This window comes from Ruminococcus sp. YE282 (genome assembly GCA_900101355.1).
In the GTDB taxonomy this organism is placed as follows: Bacteria; Bacillota; Clostridia; order Oscillospirales; family Acutalibacteraceae; genus Ruminococcoides; species Ruminococcoides bromii_A.
Genome location: FMUV01000017.1, coordinates 1 through 17375 on the forward strand (window position 1 = coordinate 1; position 17375 = coordinate 17375).

A 17375-nucleotide genomic window follows, 5' to 3' on the forward strand; every position below is an offset into this window, starting at 1 on the left:
TTCGCAGGTTGCAAAATGATAGGACAGCCATTTTGCAAAGGTTTCATCGTCAAATTCTTCGAGATATTCACGGATATATCTGCTTGCGCCGTCGGTTGCAACGAGCTTGACGCGCTCAACAGGAACAACTGCGTTTAGGCGCTCAATATCCTCAATACGCACCATTTCAAACAGGTCTTTCGGCTCGCTGATGCATTTCCAATCGTCGGTGAGCATATTCAAATCCATTACCGATTTCAGCTGATTACAGCCGAAAACATATTGAATGACCGTCGCTTCGTTCATACAATAGGCGACCAAGATATGACCGCCGGGCTTTGTGATCCTGACCGCTTCTTTCAGTGCGGTGATTTTATCCACATCGGAATACAGATGATACATCGGTCCGAGCAGGAGCGTAATATCATAGGTGTTATCCTCCAGCATATTCAAGTCAAGCGCATTACCGAGAAAGGTTTTGATGTTCTCGCTACCATCGAGCTTGCTTTGAAGAATATCAAGATTGTGTTGTATCAACTCTACGTCGGTAATATCGTACCCTTCTTTTGCAAGTGTGGCGCTGTACCTACCTGTTCCTGCGCCGATTTCCGCTATTTTGCATTCAGCGGTCAACAGCGGATCTAAATATCTGCGTGTAGTAAGATATTCTACTCTGCCGAGACGGTTGTTTTCAAGTCGTCCATCCTCGTCGTATTCGTTGTAAAAGTTTTCTAAGAAGGTGTTATTACTCATTGGCTAACCTCATAATTACAATTTATACTGCATAAAGTTGTCATTCTTCTCAAATCCGAAATCAGAATATAAAAGCACTCCCATATCGGAAGCGGTGATTTGAACAGTACTGCATCCCTGCTTTCTTGCTTCGTCAACTACCTTTGAAAGCAATGTCTTTGCGATGCCTTTTCTTCGATAGGCTTTATCTGTAAACATACTTGACAAAATTCCGATTTTACCGCTTGGGCAACCGAAATACGGCGGCTTTTCCACGATAGACATTCCGCTTGTACCGATAATCCTATCGTTATCTAAAGCAAGCCAAGAGATAAACGTACCGTCTGACAAATGACGAAGATAATAATCTCTTAAAGTAGGCTCAAGGTCAATTTCATCCTTTGCACCTTCCTCACGCAGTTGATGAATGCGCATTTTGATAAATATATCAAGGTCATTATCTGTTAGTTTTCTGTATATAATATTCATATCTTTACCTCAAATTTCAATCCAATACCGTTTTATCTCTGTCCCGTCAACAATAATTGTCTTTTCATAAATGCCATCATTTGCAAGTATCGTTCTCTCGCTTGCAACATTATCTGAATGACAGGTAACCAATAGTTTCTCAATACCAAACTCTTTTGCGTTACCGAGATTCTGTCGAAGCATTTCCTTTGCGTAACCGTGTCCTCGTTCGGAAGGGCGAACAGTATAACCACAATGACCGCCCCAAGTTCCGAGGATAGGGTGATTGATATGGTGGCGCAAATCAATGATACCAACCAACCGATTATCTTTTTTGCGTATAGCAAAGTAGGTAGTTGAAGGAACATCAACGCCTGTTTGACCGCAAGTTTCTTCATTAGTCCTTAATTGACACAAGCGTATCCATTCTTCGGCAGAAGTTGCTTCATCAAGAGATAAACAGCCTGCAAATTGACTTTCGCTGTTATTATCGTAATCAAAAACTTCCTGACGGAATTGCCATACTTGCTCTGCATATTCAAATGTAGCTTCAATCAAATATATATCAGTCATTGGATATTTATCTCCTTTGCGTCTTTAGGCAAATTCTTTACAGCGTTTAGGAATTTCATACAGTTTTCCGCTTCTTTATCATTAAATGGATATTGTAATTCTTCGGCAACCCAAACAGCTGTTTCTTTGAACAAAGAGCACATTTCATCTACCGACTGCCAAATATCATTTATATCAGCTCTACAATATGTTCTCAAGTATATTTTCCATTCCTGATTCGAAAGCCATTTATACATATACTTTGCTGACTTGCCAACACTGACCGAGTAATCGGTTGTTATGCCAACCTTCCAAGACAACATTTTCTCTAACTGCTTTCTGACAACATAATTCAGCATATCTTGAACATAAGGAATTTCCTCACGCCACAAACCTTTTGCAACATTGTTTAGGCACCACCAAAACTCCGTACAAGTGCAAACAAATTGCGCTTTTGAGGGTTTAGCTACCCAATACGTCCTGTCGGAGGATTCGGGAATATCGGGCAGGCATTTATCTTTATCCAATATAATTTTGCAAAGGCTGTCGTTTACTATATTTGCCCTTGCGTGTTCAATGCTTTCAATGTGCAAATCAATTCTGTTGCCATCTGTAAACTGCATTAACCAACCGTAGAAATTATCCTTATCGCTTGGATAATCAGGGTGCTCGTCAGGAAATTGCATAAACAGGATTTCGCCGAATCGGTTGATCCAATCTTTATCCACAATAAATTGCTTTGTTTCAGTGACTACATATACAACATCATAATCTTGAAAAATATCTTTCGGCACATTCGGATTTGTTCTTGAACCATTGAGATAAACGGCTCGTATCCTTTCGTCGCTTTGAGCAATGCTTATGATTAAATCATACATTTCTTTTTCCGTTCTCATCACTAAACCTCCACCGCTGCGTACATTGCTAAATCCATAGCCAAAGCAAAATGACGATTACCCCAATTTCGTATGTCGTGCGCTTCAATATTCGCCAATGAATCCGCAGTGAATAACAGCTGACCGAATGTGATGTTACGAAATTCTGCACAAGCGGCAAGTGAAGCGCACTCCATTTCCACCACCGAATAACCCTCTGCTTTGCGATACTCTACCATTTCTTTTGTTTCACGATAAAAGCCGTCTGTAGTCCACGTTTTACACTTTTTATAGCGGAAGCCACGATTTATTAATACGTCAGCTATCGCATTAATCGCCTTATCATTGAGAGTCACTTCCCGTGAAGGCGGCAAATAATGATAGGATGTTCCTTCCTGCCGCAATGCGGAAACAGGAATATAAAAGTCTCCTTCATTATCTGTGAACAACGCACCGCAGCAGCCTGCGGCTATAATCTTTTTCACACCGCCTGCAACCAACTGTTCCATACTTTGTGTAGCCGCCGCACCGCCTAAAGGAGCCTGACAAACGGCAAGTTCAACACCGTTATGAATCGTTTTATAAACATTAAATGCTTTTGTGACCGTGTTGAATTGACCGATGATCTCGCAATCATTTTCCAACGCATAATGATCCACTTCTGTATCCATAAATAGCATAACCGCTCTTTCGGGAAAGTGAAAATCAGTACTGTGTCCGGGCATAATGATTGCCTTGCTCTCGGTGTCATATTCTAAAATGGGATAGTCATTTTTAATTAAGCTCATAGCGATTACATCCTTTTCATTTTATAGAATTTTACCACAAAAATGCAGATATAGCAATAGCCACCAAGCAGGAGGTTATCCCGCTTGGCGGCTGTACTTGTTAGGTATAAATCAACTCTGCATTTACAATCTCTTCCGCACGGTTACGGAGATTGTTCATTCGCTTCACCCACAGCATTTGATTGTCCGCTTTGAGCTGTTCGGTTACACCTTCCTTTTCGGCAAGTTGTTGTACCAACCGAAAGAACATCTCCTCTGCCTGCTCGTCAATGTCGGCGAGATATGCGGTGAGCTTGCAGCTTGTCAGCAGATTGGTATAGCGGATTTTGTGGTGCTGCTTGATGTAGCGCAAATGCCGCTTGCCCCAAATGCCGATTTCAACCTTCGGCTGTTCGGGAAGCTTCAAACACGGCAGATAGTAATCGCCTTGCAGCTCGTAGTAAATACCTGTTTTCTTGTCGTAAATTCTCTTTTCCATTGTTCATCAACCTTTCATAATATATTAGCGTGCGTCACGCTGTTTTGACTTTTTGAATCCTCTCGCCTGCTCGATAATCTCATTGAGCTTGTGCTTTCCGAAAACCTTTTCCAACAAGCGATAGGCTTTGTTTTGTTCACGGAGCATACCGTTGACCTCTTTGAGCTTGGTGTTTTCATATTTCAGATGTTCGTTCTCACGGTACAGTCTGCCGTTCATATTATTGATACGGTGGTAACTCTCCCAGCCCTGATAGCTTCTGGCGAGGACTGTTCGGACAAGGTTTTTCAGGCGCTTGATTAGCGGCTCCACAAACTTTTTCTTATAGCTCTTTGCCGTCATCAAGCCCTGCGGCTCAGAGAGTTGCAGTTGCGGATCTTCGTCAAGCTGTTTTTCGACGTCGCCGATAAGCTCCTTTGCTTCCTCGATTTTCTCAACCGTCGCTTTTAGCCCCTTGACCTCCAACTGCTTTTCTTCAATCTCCCTGTCAAGCTCGGCAACCTCTTTGGCTCGTTCCTGCTTTTTGTAATCAAGGACGGATAGGTGCTGCTCGTGAGTACCCTTCTGCTCCCACTCGATACCGTGCCGCTCCATAATCTGAGCGAGGACTTTCTTTTCGGAAAATATCCAACGATTCAGCTCGTTGTCGCTCTTTCCCTCGCCTTTGAAACCCATATTGAGCATTGCCTGTTTCAGCGAAACTCGTTTCTCCAAACCTCGCTTGCTTCCGGTGGTGAATGGTACAAAGTCGATATGGATATGCGGCGTCGCTTCGTCCATATGAAGGTGAGCGGAGAACACTCGCAGATAGGGATTGCGCTCTTGGAAGCCTTGATAGTATTCGTCGAGGATTGTCCTCGCAAGCTCGGCGTGTTCTCCTGTCGCTGACATATCGTCCTTGTTGCCGATTTGGAAGATGATTTCGTGGAACAGCTTTTCCTGTTTACCGGACTCGATATGCTTATAGTAATCGGGAATTTTTCTATCCTTGCGTTTCTGTTTATCGTTGTACTGTTTCAGAGCTTCATCAAACATTTCGTGATACACTTTTTTGATTGGCTCGTTGCAGTAATCTATATTCAAATGGGTACGCTCGCTGTCCACGTTCTCCGCCGTAAACGCTCGGCTGTTATGCGTGACGGAACCTTTACCCACCATTGCGCTAATCGTTCTCTTCATTTATCTACCTCAAATCTGTATATTAATATGGTTATCTCACTGAATTTTCTCTAACTCAGGTTCTGTTACTCTTGCCAAGAGTAACGCAAAAGCACTTTTGACAGCAGGGCTATCAAAAATGCAACCTGCGAGCAGGTTTTGCGCTCACCGAGGGGCAGGGATTGCTTTTTGAAAAAAGCACCCTGCACCCAGCAAAAACTTTAGTGCGTGTCAGTCCGTGTCAGCTGTGTCGGTGTTTCACACACCCCACAATCGCTGTCACAGTTGTCACGCTTTGACACGCTGCCCTCATAGGTCAGCGTGATTCTGCGCCCTTCGTGAGTGCGCTTGTAGTGGTAGGCAATCTTGTGCTCGTCCATCAGACGGTTGACATTGACATTCAGCTTTTGTGTGATAGCGTTCGGCTTGATGTCAACGGCGAGATATTCGCACAGCTCCGTCGGGGTTCCGCACCATTGCGGATTGTCGGCAGTCACCCTTTCGGCGATTCTTTCGAGCAAAGGCTCCGGCGGGGCTTTCCAAAGCTCTGTTTCGATTTTGTCAAGCTCCCACACCAGTGTTTCCGTGTTCTTCTTCAAGTACACACGCTGGTCTTGCTGATCTCTGCCCGATACCTCAAGCGTGGCGTTGTTGCTTGTGCGCTTATCTTTAGAAAGAACAAATCCTCCGTCAGCAGCGCCGAGCAAGCCGTTGGTGCCGGAAATCATATCAAACTTATCGTCAGCCGATTGCTTACGTGTATGGTGGACAACCAACATACAAATGTTGTGGTTGTCGGTGAAACTCTTTAGCTTCGTGATGATCTGGTAGTCGTTGGCGTAGCTGTAATTCTCGCCGCCGACCTCTCTGACCTTTTGCAAGGTGTCGATAATCACAAGCGAAGTATCTGGGTGCTTCTGTAAGAAGCCGTCGAGCTGTTCGTCCAAACCATTGCCGAGCTGATGAGCTGATACCGAAAAGAACAGGTTTTCATTTTCGGATGTTCCGAACATACGGTACAGCCGCTTCTGCAATCTCGGATAGTTGTCCTCCAGAGCAAGGTACAGCACCTTACCCTGCCGCACATCAAAGCCCCACAGGTTTGTGCCTGTGCTGACGTGATAGGCAAGCTGTGCCATCAGAAAACTCTTGCCGATTTTCGGCGAGCCGGCGAAAAGATATGTTCCCCGGTAAAGCAAGCCGTCGATAATCGGCGGCTTGCTCTGATAGGCACTGTCAAACAGCTCGGTCATTGAAACCGTGTGTAAATACGATTCGTCTATATCGCAGAGGTCGTTAATTTCATCAAACCTATTGAAATCTGAATCGTTATCGTTTATAATAGTGGTGTTAGTTTTTGTGAATGGCTGTCCTGCTTCTGCGCCAACAGAAGCGTTGAGGGCAGTCATTTCATTTAAGGCATCCATTCGCATTCCTCCTTCATTCCGTTAAGAGTAACGGTGATTAATCTGATATTGTCGAGCAGCTCGTCATCAACGCCTGCTCCTGCTTCTATGCGTTTCAGTTCATCCAAGACTAAGACGAGCTGATTTTTCAAAGCCTTATATACTCTCGGATTGCCCTGCACGATAATATCCCTGTTTAATACCCTGCTGATTAAAAAATCCTGTTTGGTGTGACCGGAAAGCTTAACAGCAAAATTGATTTGATCGTTTTCTTCGGGCGATACATTAAAACCTACCGTCTTGCAACGCCAGCGGTTTTTTCTGTCTCTGTTTTTAGCTGACATCCTCTATTCCCCTTTCCACATTCAGTTTTGCAGCCATTTCATTCTGCGCCGTAGGAAGCATATGAGCATAGCGGTAAGTGATGTCTATACTCTCGTGTCCTACACGGTTTGCTATAGCTACCACCGAAAAGCCCATTTCTATTAACAACGAAACGTGGCTGTGGCGCAAATCGTGTATGCGTATGCGTTTTACGCCAGCTTCTTGACTGCCGCGCTTCATCTCCCGATGCAAATAGCTTTTTGTAATCAAAAATATTCTGTCATCGGGCTGTACGCCATAAATGGATTTGATGTAGTCCTGCATTTCTTCGGCGAGAAAATCAGGCATTGTTACTGTGCGAATACTCTTAGTCGTTTTCGGATCGGTAATAACGTCCTCGCCGTTTATACGCTGATAGGATTTGTTGATTCTTACCGTCCGCTTTTCAAAATCGAAATCAGCAGATGTTAGTGCTAACAATTCTCCTAATCGTAATCCGCACCAATAGAGCATTTCAAAGGCATAATATGAAACGTTTTTATCCATCATTGCTTCGGCAAATTTGAGATATTCCGCCTTTGTCCAAAACAGCATTTCTCGGTTTTGTTTTTTGCCCATACTGCCCGCTTTCTTGCAAGGATTTTCTTTCAGGTTATAAAACCTGACAGCGTGATTAAAGATAGCTGAAAGCTGATTCTGGATAGTTTTCAAATATACCGGAGAATACGGTTTACCGTTATCGTCCTTGTAGTTAATCAGTGTATTTTGCCAAGTGATAATCTGCTGTGGCGTAATATTACACATTTTCAGCTTTCCGAAATAAGGGAGCAGCTTTTTTTCGATAATATGCTCTTTAGTTGACCAAGTGTTTTCCTTGATCCTTGACTTCATATCCTCGGTGTAGTGTTCAACAAAGCTTTTAAACGTCATATCCAAGTCGCCGCCGAGCTTATTGAGCTGTTCACGCTCCCAAGCCTGCGCTTCTCGTTTGGTTTTAAAGCCCCGTTTTTGTGACTGTTTACGTTCTCCGTTCCAGTCGGTGTAGCGATATATTACTCGCCAGGTGTTTGTCTTTTCTTCTTTATATACTGACATATTTACCTCTCTTTCTTTGTCACACCGTAACAGGTGCGCTCAATAAAATACTGTTTATTTACTCGCCCCGAAATCGTTAAATAGCCTTCTGCCTTAAGTTCAGCGTTAAGCTGATGTACGATTTTATAGGCGTAGGATTTAGAAACCCCCAGTGTCTGAGCTACCTCATCAACACTCATAAAGCTTGTACCGTCCATTCAAATTCCCCCTTTCTGAAAAATATAATTATTGTTATTTAGTGTCGGATACTTTCTGACCGCATTCCGATTCGCCCGAGCGGATACGTCATTACCGTGGCGTACAACGGTTAAACCAATAGCTTAACGCTATTTGTTTAATATCATTATACTAAACATTTTTGCTTATGTCAAGTGCATTTGAAGAAAATATTTAACTTTTTTGTTTTGGTTGTCTTGACAAATGCTAAACATATATGTTATTATGATTATATCAAAATAAAAAAGGGGCAATTAATGATGGCTATTGGTGAAAGAATTAGATTTTTCCGAAATCTGCGTGGAATGACACAAAAATATTTAGGCTGTTTAGTAGGGTTTCCTGAGAAAACCGCAGACATCCGTATGGCACAGTATGAATCAGGCACAAGATCGCCGAAAGCAGATTTAACAAATAAACTTGCGGAGGTATTCGGCATATCTCCCGACGCATTAAACGTACCTGACATTGATTCCTATATCGGTCTTATGCACACTCTATTTACCTTAGAGGATATTTACGGGCTGACGATTGAAAAAAGAGACGGCGAGATAATTATGCGTGTTGATCCATTCAACAGCAGAGAAGCACAAAATCTTTTAGACGAGCTTCACGTTTGGTGTGCTGAACGTGAAAAATACCGCAATGGCGAAATCAGCAAAGACGACTACGACAAGTGGCGTTATAACTATCCAAAGTACACCAATGTCAATTATGCGAAAGCTCCTTCACAGGAATTGAATGAAGCTATGGCAGAAGCATTCAAAGACAAACTAAATAAAGATTAAAAGCAAGGCAAAATAATAAGAGCTATCAGACTTACAGAAAATCTGATAGCTCTCTATTTTTACAATAATTCAAATAATGTTGCCATTCTGTTGCCAATGAGGATAACAACACAGCAGAAACCGCTTGTTTATGCGCTTTTTAACGGTTTGGGGATTACTCCCACTCAACTGTTCCGGGGGGTTTTGAAGTTATATCATAAACAACGCGGTTTACGTGGTCTACCTCATTGATTATGCGGTTTGACACCTTACCGAGAATTTCATAGGGGATTTTTGCCCAATCAGCGGTCATAAAATCATCTGTCACAACTGCTCTTATTGCAACAAGTTCATCGTATGTGCGTGCATCACCCATTACGCCTACGGTTTTTACGCCCGGAAGTACGGCAAAAAACTGGCTCATTTGTTCAGCATAGCCACACTTATCCATTTCATCACGCAGTATTGCGTCTGCTTCTTGCAGAATTTTTACCTTTTCTGCTGTAATTTCACCGATTACGCGAACTCCGAGTCCTGGACCCGGGAACGGCTGACGCCATACTAACTCGTGAGGCAATCCGAGCTTTTCACCGACAACTCGTACTTCGTCTTTAAACAAGTCCTTAAGCGGTTCAATTATATCTTCAAAATTGATATCTTTTGGTACACCAACTTGGTTATGGTGTGTTTTAATTTTGGCTGCGTCGCCTTTTCCGCTTTCGATTCTGTCAGGATATATTGTTCCCTGAGCAAAATATCCTGAGCCGTAGCTCTCGCGAATTTTATTCCAAAATACCTTGTAAAATTCTTCTCCGATTATCTTTCTCTTTGCTTCCGGTTCAGATACGCCCTTAAGCTTTGAAAGAAATTCATCTTGGCAATTGATACGGACAAAATTCATATCAAAAAGTTTTGTGAACGTTTGCTCAACGTAATCGCCCTCGTCCTTACGCATAAGACCTTGGTCAACAAAAACACAGGTAAGCTGCTTACCAATAGCTTTGCTTATCAGGGCTGCAGCAACTGATGAATCAACACCGCCTGAAAGACCTAGTACGACACCCTTATCCCCTACTTTTTCTCTGATTTGTGCAACAGTAGTGTCGATAAAGCTGTCCATCTTCCATTCGCCTTCGCACCCGCAAACATTATACAAAAACGACTTGAGCATCAAATTTCCGTTTTCGGTATGATTTACCTCAGGGTGAAACTGAACGCCATACAGCTTGCGCTCAGGGCATGACATTGCGGCAACCGGACAAGATGAAGTGGTAGCGGATATTGAAAATCCATCCGGAGCCTTGCTGATATAGTCACGATGACTCATCCACGAAACACCGGTCTCGGGTAAACCGGTAAATAGAACATCATTTGTGTTATAAGTTGTTATAGTTTTGCCATATTCACTTGAAGACGAATCAACGGCTGAATTAACAACACCACCCAATGAATATGCCATAAGCTGACAACCATAACAAATACCTAAAATCGGGATACCAAGTTCAAAAATTTCCGGTGTATAGTGCGGAGAAGTTTCATCATATACGCTGTTTGGTCCACCGGTAAAAATAATACCTTTCGGAGAAATTGCCTTAATCTTTTCAATATCAACTGTATACGGCAAAATTTCACAATAAACATTATATTCGCGCACACGTCTTGCAATAAGCTGATTGTACTGACCTCCAAAGTCAAGGACAATTACGGTTTCTTTGTTATCCATTTCTCCACCCTTTCTAAAATCAAAGAATACCGCACAAAAATGTACGGTATTCTGTTTTTATCTGTAAATTATATCATTTCTTGACGGACCGTTTGAAACCATTGTAATCGGCACGCCAATTTGTTTTTCTGCAAATTCAATATATTCTCTGCATTCCTTTGGAAGCTTGTCATATTCCTTAATGCCAGAAATAGAGCATTTCCATCCCTTTAATTTTTTGAGGATAGGTTTGCATCTCTTAAGTTTTGTAGTAGACGGGAAGTAATCAATTTCTTTACCGTCAAGCTCATAGCCTACGCAAACAGGAATTTCATCAAGGTATCCAAGTACATCAAGCACTGTAAATGCAACCTGAGTTGCACCCTGAACCATACAACCGTAGCGTGTTGCAACAAGGTCAAGCCAACCCATACGGCGAGGTCTTCCGGTAGTTGCACCAAATTCACCGCCGTCGCCGCCGCGTCTGCGAAGCTCATCTGCTTCATCTCCAAAAATTTCAGAAACAAATTCACCTGCACCAACAGCACTTGAATATGCTTTTACAACAGTAATAATTTCTTTGATTTCATACGGTGGAATTCCTGCACCAACAGCGCCGTAACCTGCAATTGTATTCGATGAAGTAACCATCGGATAAATACCAAAGTCAGTATCTTTTAATGAGCCGAGCTGACCCTCAAGAAGAATATTTTTTCCTTCTTTTAACGCATTATGTATAAACATAAACGCATCGCCAACATATGGAGCAAGAAGTTCTCTGTATTCCATCAACTTACCAAAAATCTCCTGCTCTGATATTTCAGGTTTATTATAGAGATTTTTAAGCATTGCATTTTTAATTTCAAGAGCATGATGAATTTTTTCTTTCAATGAATCAGGGTCATCATATAACTCGTTTATTTGAAAACCGATTTTAGAATATTTATCAGAATAGAACGGAGCTATGCCGCTTTTGGTAGAACCGAAAGAATTTTTGCCCAAACGCTCTTCTTCATAGCAATCAAAGGCTACATGATAAGGCATTACAATTTGTGCTCTATCGGAAATTATTATATTTGGCTCAGGCACGCCGCGCTTTTTTAAATCATCAATTTCCTTTACAAAATTCTCAACACTGAATGCAACACCGTTTCCGATGATGTTTGTAATATTTTGGTGAAATACACCTGACGGAAGCTGATGTAAAGCAAACTTTCCGTAATCGTTAATTATGGTGTGACCGGCATTTGCTCCGCCCTGAAAACGGATGACAATGTCACTGTTGTTTGCGAGAACATCGGTAATTTTGCCCTTGCCCTCATCGCCCCAGTTGGCGCCTACAATTGCTTTTACCATAAGTTAAACTCCTTTTTTAAGAAAAATAATCAATTGCTGTAATCACAATTTAAATTTATTAGACGTTAATTTCAGGTTTATCCGATTCAATATCTTTATATTTTTCAAGAACAGGATTAACATAATCAGAAAGAAAATCTTCGGTCTGTTCCTTTGCCCTGCCAGTATATTTTTCAGGCTGCAAAATATTTTCAAGCTCTTCAAGCGTTACTCCAAAAGCTTCGTCATTTGCAATTCTTTCAAGAAGGTCGTTTTCTCCGCCTTCTTCTTTTATAACCTTTGAAGCTGCCATTGAATGAACACGGATCCTTTCATGAAGCTGCTGTCTGTCAGCGCCTCTCTTCTTTACTGCATCCATCATAATGTTTTCGGTAGCCATAAACGGAAGTTCCTTTTTAAGGCGCTGTTCGATAACCTTAGGATAAACAACCAAGCCGTCAGCTACATTTGCATAAAGTGAAAGTATTCCGTCTACTGCCAAAAATGCTTCCGGTACACTCAAACGCTTGTTAGCGGAATCATCAAGGGTTCTCTCAAACCATTGTGTAGCTGTTGTAAAATAGGTATTGAGAACGTCACACATTACGTATCTTGAAAGTGAACCGATACGTTCGCTACGCATCGGATTGCGCTTATATGCCATCGCAGATGAACCTATCTGATGTTTTTCAAACGGTTCTTCAACCTCTTTCAAATGCTGTAAAAGACGTATGTCATTGGAAAACTTTGCAGCCGACTGTGCAATTCCTGCCAAAACATTGAGAAATTGAGAGTCAAGTTTTCTTGAATAGGTTTGACCGGATACCGGGAAACAAGATTTGTAGCCCATCTTTTCTGCGATTTTTTTGTCAAGCTCTTTGCACTTCTGATGGTCGCCGTCAAACAACTCTAAAAAGCTTGCCTGAGTTCCCGTTGTGCCCTTTGAGCCGAGAAGTTTTGCCTTTGAAAGCTGATACTCAACGTCCTCAAGATCCATCAAAAGTTCTTGAAGCCACAAAGTTGCACGTTTGCCTACTGTTGTAGGCTGGGCAGGCTGAAAATGCGTAAATGCAAGAGTTGGCAAAGCTTTATAAGTTTCTGCAAATTTTGAAAGATTGCGGATAACCGTTATCAATTTATTTCTTATGAGCTGCAAGCCTTCTGTCATAATGATAATATCTGTATTATCACCTACATAACAAGAGGTTGCGCCTAAGTGTATAATGCCCTTTGCGTTCGGGCATTGAACACCGTATGCATAAACGTGCGACATAACATCGTGGCGAACTTCTTTTTCTCTTGCCTGAGCAACTTCGTAATTTATGTCGTCAGCATGAGCTTTAAGTTCATCAATCTGAGCCTGCGTTATCGGAAGTCCAAGTTCCATTTCAGACTCTGCAAGTGCTATCCAAAGTTTTCTCCAAGTTTTAAATTTTTTATCCGGAGAAAAAATATACTTCATTTCCTTGCTGGCATATCGTGATGACAATGGGGATTCATATGTGTCTTTAATCATACTGTAATTCCTTTCATATACAAGTCAGCACTTGCTTTTATTATCAAAATTCATTCCGCCGCGTTCCTTGCCTTTGAATGTTTCCTTAGTAGTAGCAGCAGGATATTTGCCTGTAAAACATCCGTCACAAAAGCCTATCGGCGCATAGTTAATCATTTCATGGAGAGAATCAACTGGCAGATATCCGAGAGAATCCGCACCGCTTAATTTGGTGATTTCTTCAATCGTGTGATTGCAGGCAATAAGCTCGCCTCTTGACGGAATATCCGTGCCGTAATAACACGGCCACATAAACGGCGGAGAACTGATGCGCATATGCACTTCTTTTGCTCCGGCATCACGAAGCATAGTAACGATTCTGTCAACTGTGGTACCGCGCACAATACTGTCGTCAATCATAATAACACGCTTGCCCTTAACCTTGTCGGCAATAGGGTTAAGCTTTATTTTAACACTCTTCATTCGCTCGCTTTGACTTGGCTTTATAAAAGTTCTGCCAATGTAGCTGTTTTTAACAATTGCCTTTTCATATGGTATTCCGGATTCTTCGCTATAACCTATTGCAGCGTCTATTCCCGATTCGGGAACACCGATTACCATATCGGCGTCAACAGGATAAGTACGTGCAAGTATTCTTCCCGCTTGTTTGCGGGCTTCATACACGCTTACACCGTCAATAAAGCTGTCGCTGCGAGCAAAATATATGTACTCAAAAATACAAAGTGACTTTTTGGTTTCGCCCAAATCAGGTTTAATTGAGCGAACTCCTTCTTCGTTTACAACAACAATTTCACCGGGTTCTATATCACGCACAAATTCTGCGCCGCAAGCATCAAGTGCGGCACTTTCACTTGCAAATACAATAGAGTTATTGTATTTGCCCATGCAAAGCGGTCTGAAACCATGAGGATCACGAGCAGCAATAATCTTTCGCGGGCTCATTACAAGGAGCGAATATGCACCCTCAATAACCTGCATAGTTTTTGCGACAGCCTCTTCCACAGAATGACATTTCAGTCTTTCACGTGCGATAACATAACAAATAACTTCTGAATCAATTGTAGTCTGAAATATAGCGCCGCGCTGTTCGAGCTGACGGCGAATTTCAACCGCATTAGTAAGGTTACCGTTGTGTGCAACCGACAATGTTCCCTTTACATAACGCATAACAAGCGGCTGTGCATTTTCAAGTACAGAGCCGCCTGCTGTCGAATATCGAACGTGAGAAATTCCCATCTGTCCGTTCAACGAATCAAGAATATTATTGTTAAAAACCTCGGTTACAAGTCCCATATTTTTGTGATAATCAATTACACCATCGTCAGATACAGCAATTCCACAGCTTTCCTGACCTCTGTGCTGAAGTGCAAGAAGACCGTTATAACAAGCATAAGCGGGGTTGATTGTGCCGTCGCTGAACACGCCGAAAACTCCACACTCTTCGTGAAGCCCTTCTGTTGCAAAATTATCGAAAGAACTTTTCAAAATTACACCGTCCGATTATTATTTTTTAGATTAGATATCTATAAATTATGCAAGACCTATGCGCTTCATCATCTCTGCATAAGCTTCTTCAACTCCGCCCATATCACGACGGAAACGATCCTTATCAAGCTTTTCCTGAGTATCAATATCCCAGAAACGGCAAGTATCAGGTGAAATCTCATCAGCAAGGATTACCTGGTCCTTGTATCTGCCAAACTCAATCTTAAAGTCGATAAGGTCAACCTTGCACTCTTTAAAGAACTGAATCATAATTTCATTGATTTTAAGAGCCATTTCGGAAATCTTGTCAATTTCTTCTTTTGTAGCAAATCCGGCAGCTAAAATATGATATTCATTTACCATAGGGTCACCGAGATCGTCATCTTTATAGCAGAACTCAAGAACCGGAGTTTTCATTGGAGTTCCCTCAGGAAGACCGAGGCGCTTTGAAAGGCTTCCGGCAGCTTTATTTCTTACGATTACCTCAAGAGGTACAATTTCAGCTTTTTTAAGAACAGTGTCTCTGTCATTGAGTTCTTCAACAAAGTCGGTCGGGATTCCTTTTTCTTCAAGCATCTTAAACATAAAGTTGCTCATACGGTTATTAACTACACCCTTACCGATGATAGTACCCTTTTTTTCTCCGTTAAATGCTGTTGCATCGTCTTTATAAGAAACAATGCAGTAATCAGGATTTTCGGTTGCGTATACTTTTTTTGCTTTTCCTTCATAAAGAAGCTCTTTCTTTTCCATTTCAATTCCTCCATATTGCGACAAAATGTCAAAAGAATAAATATCAATACAACATATATTATAATATAGATTTTAAAAATAAGCAACTAAAATAGAATTAAAATAATATTTTTACAAAATATACAGAATATAGTTAATTTCAGCAAAATATTTGAGAAATTTATATTCTTTTGCCTAAATTAATTTAATTTTCAAAAATCACTTGATTTTTTACAAATGATAATGTATAATAAGTTTGTTACGCCGGCGTGTTGGAATTGGCAGACGAGGTGGACTCAAAATCCATTGCTAGCGATAGCGTGCGGGTTCAAGTCCCGCCGCCGGCACCAAAAGCTGTAAGTTCTCTTGAACTTACAGCTTTTTTGTTTTAAGTAACTTAAATTTAAAATTAGATATATTACACTTTAAATAATTTTGATGTATAGATGTATAAAAGCAGGTGAACAAAAGCTCATGTTCACCTGCTTTAAGTTTTATCTTATTTTGTTTTGCCGATATCATGGCGATAATGAGCACCGTCAAAATTGATTTTATCAACTGCCGAATATGCTTTCTTTAGTGCCTCGTCAAGTGTCGGCGCAACTGCTGTTATACCGAGAACACGTCCGCCATTTGTATAGAACTTACCGTTTTCATACTTTGTTCCTGCATGATAAACTATTGCATCATCAACCTGACCTTTATCGTCAAGGCCTGTGATTTCAAGACCTTTGTTATACTTTACAGGATATCCGCCGCTTGCCATAACTACACAAGCTGCTGCTCCGTCATACCATTCAATATCAAGGTCTGAAAGAGTTTCATCAATTACAGCTTCACAAATATCTACCAAATCGGTTTTAAGTCTTGGAAGTACAACCTGGGCTTCGGGATCACCGAAACGTGCGTTATACTCAATAACCTTTGGTCCGTTTGGAGTTATCATAAGCCCGAAGTAGAGGCAGCCCTTAAACGGTCTTCCCTCTTTATTCATAGCTTCGATGGTAGGTTTAAATATAGTTTCCATACAAACATCTGCAATTTCATCTGTATAGTACGGATTAGGACTAATAGTTCCCATACCGCCGGTATTAAGTCCTTCATCATTATCAAAAGCGCGTTTATGGTCTTTTGAACTTACCATAGGCTTTACGCACTTGCCGTCAGTAAAAGCAAGAACCGAAACCTCAGGACCTGTCAAAAATTCTTCGATAACGATATTATTACCGGAATCTCCGAATTTCTTATCTTCCATAATTTCCTTAATTGCTTCTACGGCTTCATCAATTGTCTGAGCTATGATTACGCCCTTTCCTAGAGCGAGTCCGTCAGCTTTTACCACAACAGGAGTCGTATTTTCAGCTTTTACATATTCAATTGCCTTATCAGGGTCGTTAAACACCTCATATTTGGCGGTAGGTATATTGTACTTCTTCATAAGATTTTTTGAAAAAACCTTTGAAGCCTCAATAATTGCGGCGTTTGCATTAGGACCGAATGCTCGGATTCCCTCAGCCTGCATAGCGTCAACCATTCCGTCAGCAAGCGGATCGTCAGGAGCGACAAAAACAAGGCCAATATTATTTTCTTTAGCAAATTTGACCATGTTTTCCTTATCCATTACTCCTATATTCACGAGTTCGGCATCACGGGAAATACCGCCATTGCCGGGAGCACAATAAAGTTTTGTGCATTTTGGACTTTCAAGCAGCTTCTTTATAAGAGCATGTTCTCTGCCGCCTGAACCTATCATTAAAATTTTCATAT

Annotated in this window: 18 protein-coding genes and 1 tRNA gene; 2 read left to right on the forward strand and 17 right to left on the reverse strand. The window is 41.5% G+C overall.

From position 1 onward, the window contains the following. The 11 genes from BLP46_RS06950 to BLP46_RS07000 all read right to left on the reverse strand — a co-directional run. Positions 1-732 (reverse strand): class I SAM-dependent methyltransferase (locus BLP46_RS06950; protein WP_092977592.1); only part of this gene is annotated, 732 nt, incomplete at its 3' end. Positions 733-747: 15 nt separating this feature from the next. Beyond that, on the reverse strand, positions 748-1200 hold the full coding sequence (locus BLP46_RS06955; RefSeq protein ID WP_092977594.1) for a GNAT family N-acetyltransferase: 453 nt from the start codon (positions 1198-1200) through the stop codon (positions 748-750). 9 nt (positions 1201-1209) lie between these two features. After that, the gene (locus tag BLP46_RS06960) at positions 1210-1752 is read right to left on the reverse strand and encodes a GNAT family N-acetyltransferase (protein WP_092977596.1); all 543 of its coding nucleotides are present in this window, start codon (positions 1750-1752) and stop codon (positions 1210-1212) included. Further along, positions 1749-2627 (reverse strand): aminoglycoside 6-adenylyltransferase, encoded by an 879-nt coding sequence (locus BLP46_RS06965; RefSeq protein ID WP_092977598.1) that lies wholly within the window; start codon positions 2625-2627, stop codon positions 1749-1751. Before BLP46_RS06965 ends, BLP46_RS06960 begins: the two co-directional genes overlap by 4 nt. 2 nt (positions 2628-2629) lie before the next feature. Then, the gene (locus tag BLP46_RS06970) at positions 2630-3394 is read right to left on the reverse strand and encodes a nucleoside phosphorylase (protein ID WP_092977600.1); all 765 of its coding nucleotides are present in this window, start codon (positions 3392-3394) and stop codon (positions 2630-2632) included. Positions 3395-3494: 100 nt separating this feature from the next. After that, on the reverse strand, positions 3495-3872 hold the full coding sequence (locus BLP46_RS06975; RefSeq protein WP_092977602.1) for a TnpV protein: 378 nt from the start codon (positions 3870-3872) through the stop codon (positions 3495-3497). Between the two features lie 24 nt (positions 3873-3896). Beyond that, positions 3897-5051, reverse strand: coding sequence for a plasmid recombination protein (locus BLP46_RS06980; protein WP_353961303.1), 1155 nt, complete (start codon positions 5049-5051; stop codon positions 3897-3899). A 200-nt stretch (positions 5052-5251) separates the two neighbouring features. Continuing rightward, the gene (locus BLP46_RS06985) at positions 5252-6457 is read right to left on the reverse strand and encodes a helicase RepA family protein (protein WP_092977604.1); all 1206 of its coding nucleotides are present in this window, start codon (positions 6455-6457) and stop codon (positions 5252-5254) included. Further along, on the reverse strand, positions 6445-6780 hold the full coding sequence (locus BLP46_RS06990; RefSeq protein ID WP_092977606.1) for a plasmid mobilization protein: 336 nt from the start codon (positions 6778-6780) through the stop codon (positions 6445-6447). Before BLP46_RS06990 ends, BLP46_RS06985 begins: the two co-directional genes overlap by 13 nt. Next, positions 6770-7855, reverse strand: coding sequence for a site-specific integrase (locus tag BLP46_RS06995; protein ID WP_092977608.1), 1086 nt, complete (start codon positions 7853-7855; stop codon positions 6770-6772). Before BLP46_RS06995 ends, BLP46_RS06990 begins: the two co-directional genes overlap by 11 nt. Positions 7856-7857: 2 nt before the next feature. Further along, positions 7858-8052, reverse strand: a complete 195-nt coding sequence (locus BLP46_RS07000; RefSeq protein WP_092977610.1) for a helix-turn-helix domain-containing protein — start codon at positions 8050-8052, stop codon at positions 7858-7860. 279 nt (positions 8053-8331) lie between these two features. On the opposite strand from BLP46_RS07000, the gene BLP46_RS07005 reads away from it, so the two are divergent. Further along, complete coding sequence (locus tag BLP46_RS07005; protein WP_092977612.1) at positions 8332-8859, forward strand: helix-turn-helix domain-containing protein; 528 nt, start codon at positions 8332-8334, stop codon at positions 8857-8859. 154 nt (positions 8860-9013) lie between these two features. Here the strand turns inward: BLP46_RS07005 and guaA are convergent, their stop codons facing one another. Genes guaA through purC form a run of 5 tightly spaced genes read right to left on the reverse strand, consistent with a single transcriptional unit; the run spans position 9014 to position 15629 of the window. After that, positions 9014-10561 (reverse strand): glutamine-hydrolyzing GMP synthase, encoded by a 1548-nt coding sequence (gene guaA / locus BLP46_RS07010; RefSeq protein ID WP_092977614.1) that lies wholly within the window; start codon positions 10559-10561, stop codon positions 9014-9016. Positions 10562-10618: 57 nt separating this feature from the next. Then, complete coding sequence (locus tag BLP46_RS07015) at positions 10619-11896, reverse strand: adenylosuccinate synthase (RefSeq protein ID WP_092977616.1); 1278 nt, start codon at positions 11894-11896, stop codon at positions 10619-10621. Positions 11897-11954: 58 nt separating this feature from the next. After that, positions 11955-13391: an adenylosuccinate lyase gene (gene purB / locus BLP46_RS07020; protein ID WP_173311986.1), complete on the reverse strand. Its 1437-nt coding sequence runs from the start codon at positions 13389-13391 to the stop codon at positions 11955-11957. 24 nt (positions 13392-13415) lie between these two features. Further along, positions 13416-14879 carry an amidophosphoribosyltransferase gene (gene purF, locus BLP46_RS07025; protein WP_167669207.1) on the reverse strand — a complete coding sequence of 488 codons (1464 nt, stop codon included), beginning with the start codon at positions 14877-14879 and terminating at the stop codon, positions 13416-13418. 42 nt (positions 14880-14921) lie between these two features. Continuing rightward, on the reverse strand, positions 14922-15629 hold the full coding sequence (purC, locus tag BLP46_RS07030) for a phosphoribosylaminoimidazolesuccinocarboxamide synthase (protein WP_092977620.1): 708 nt from the start codon (positions 15627-15629) through the stop codon (positions 14922-14924). A 242-nt stretch (positions 15630-15871) separates the two neighbouring features. Here purC and BLP46_RS07035 point away from each other — a divergent pair. After that, positions 15872-15958, forward strand: a tRNA-Leu gene (locus BLP46_RS07035). Positions 15959-16107: 149 nt separating this feature from the next. Here BLP46_RS07035 and purD read toward each other — a convergent pair. Further along, positions 16108-17373 carry a phosphoribosylamine--glycine ligase gene (gene purD, locus BLP46_RS07040; protein WP_092977622.1) on the reverse strand — a complete coding sequence of 422 codons (1266 nt, stop codon included), beginning with the start codon at positions 17371-17373 and terminating at the stop codon, positions 16108-16110. Between the last annotated feature and the right edge of the window lie 2 nt (positions 17374-17375).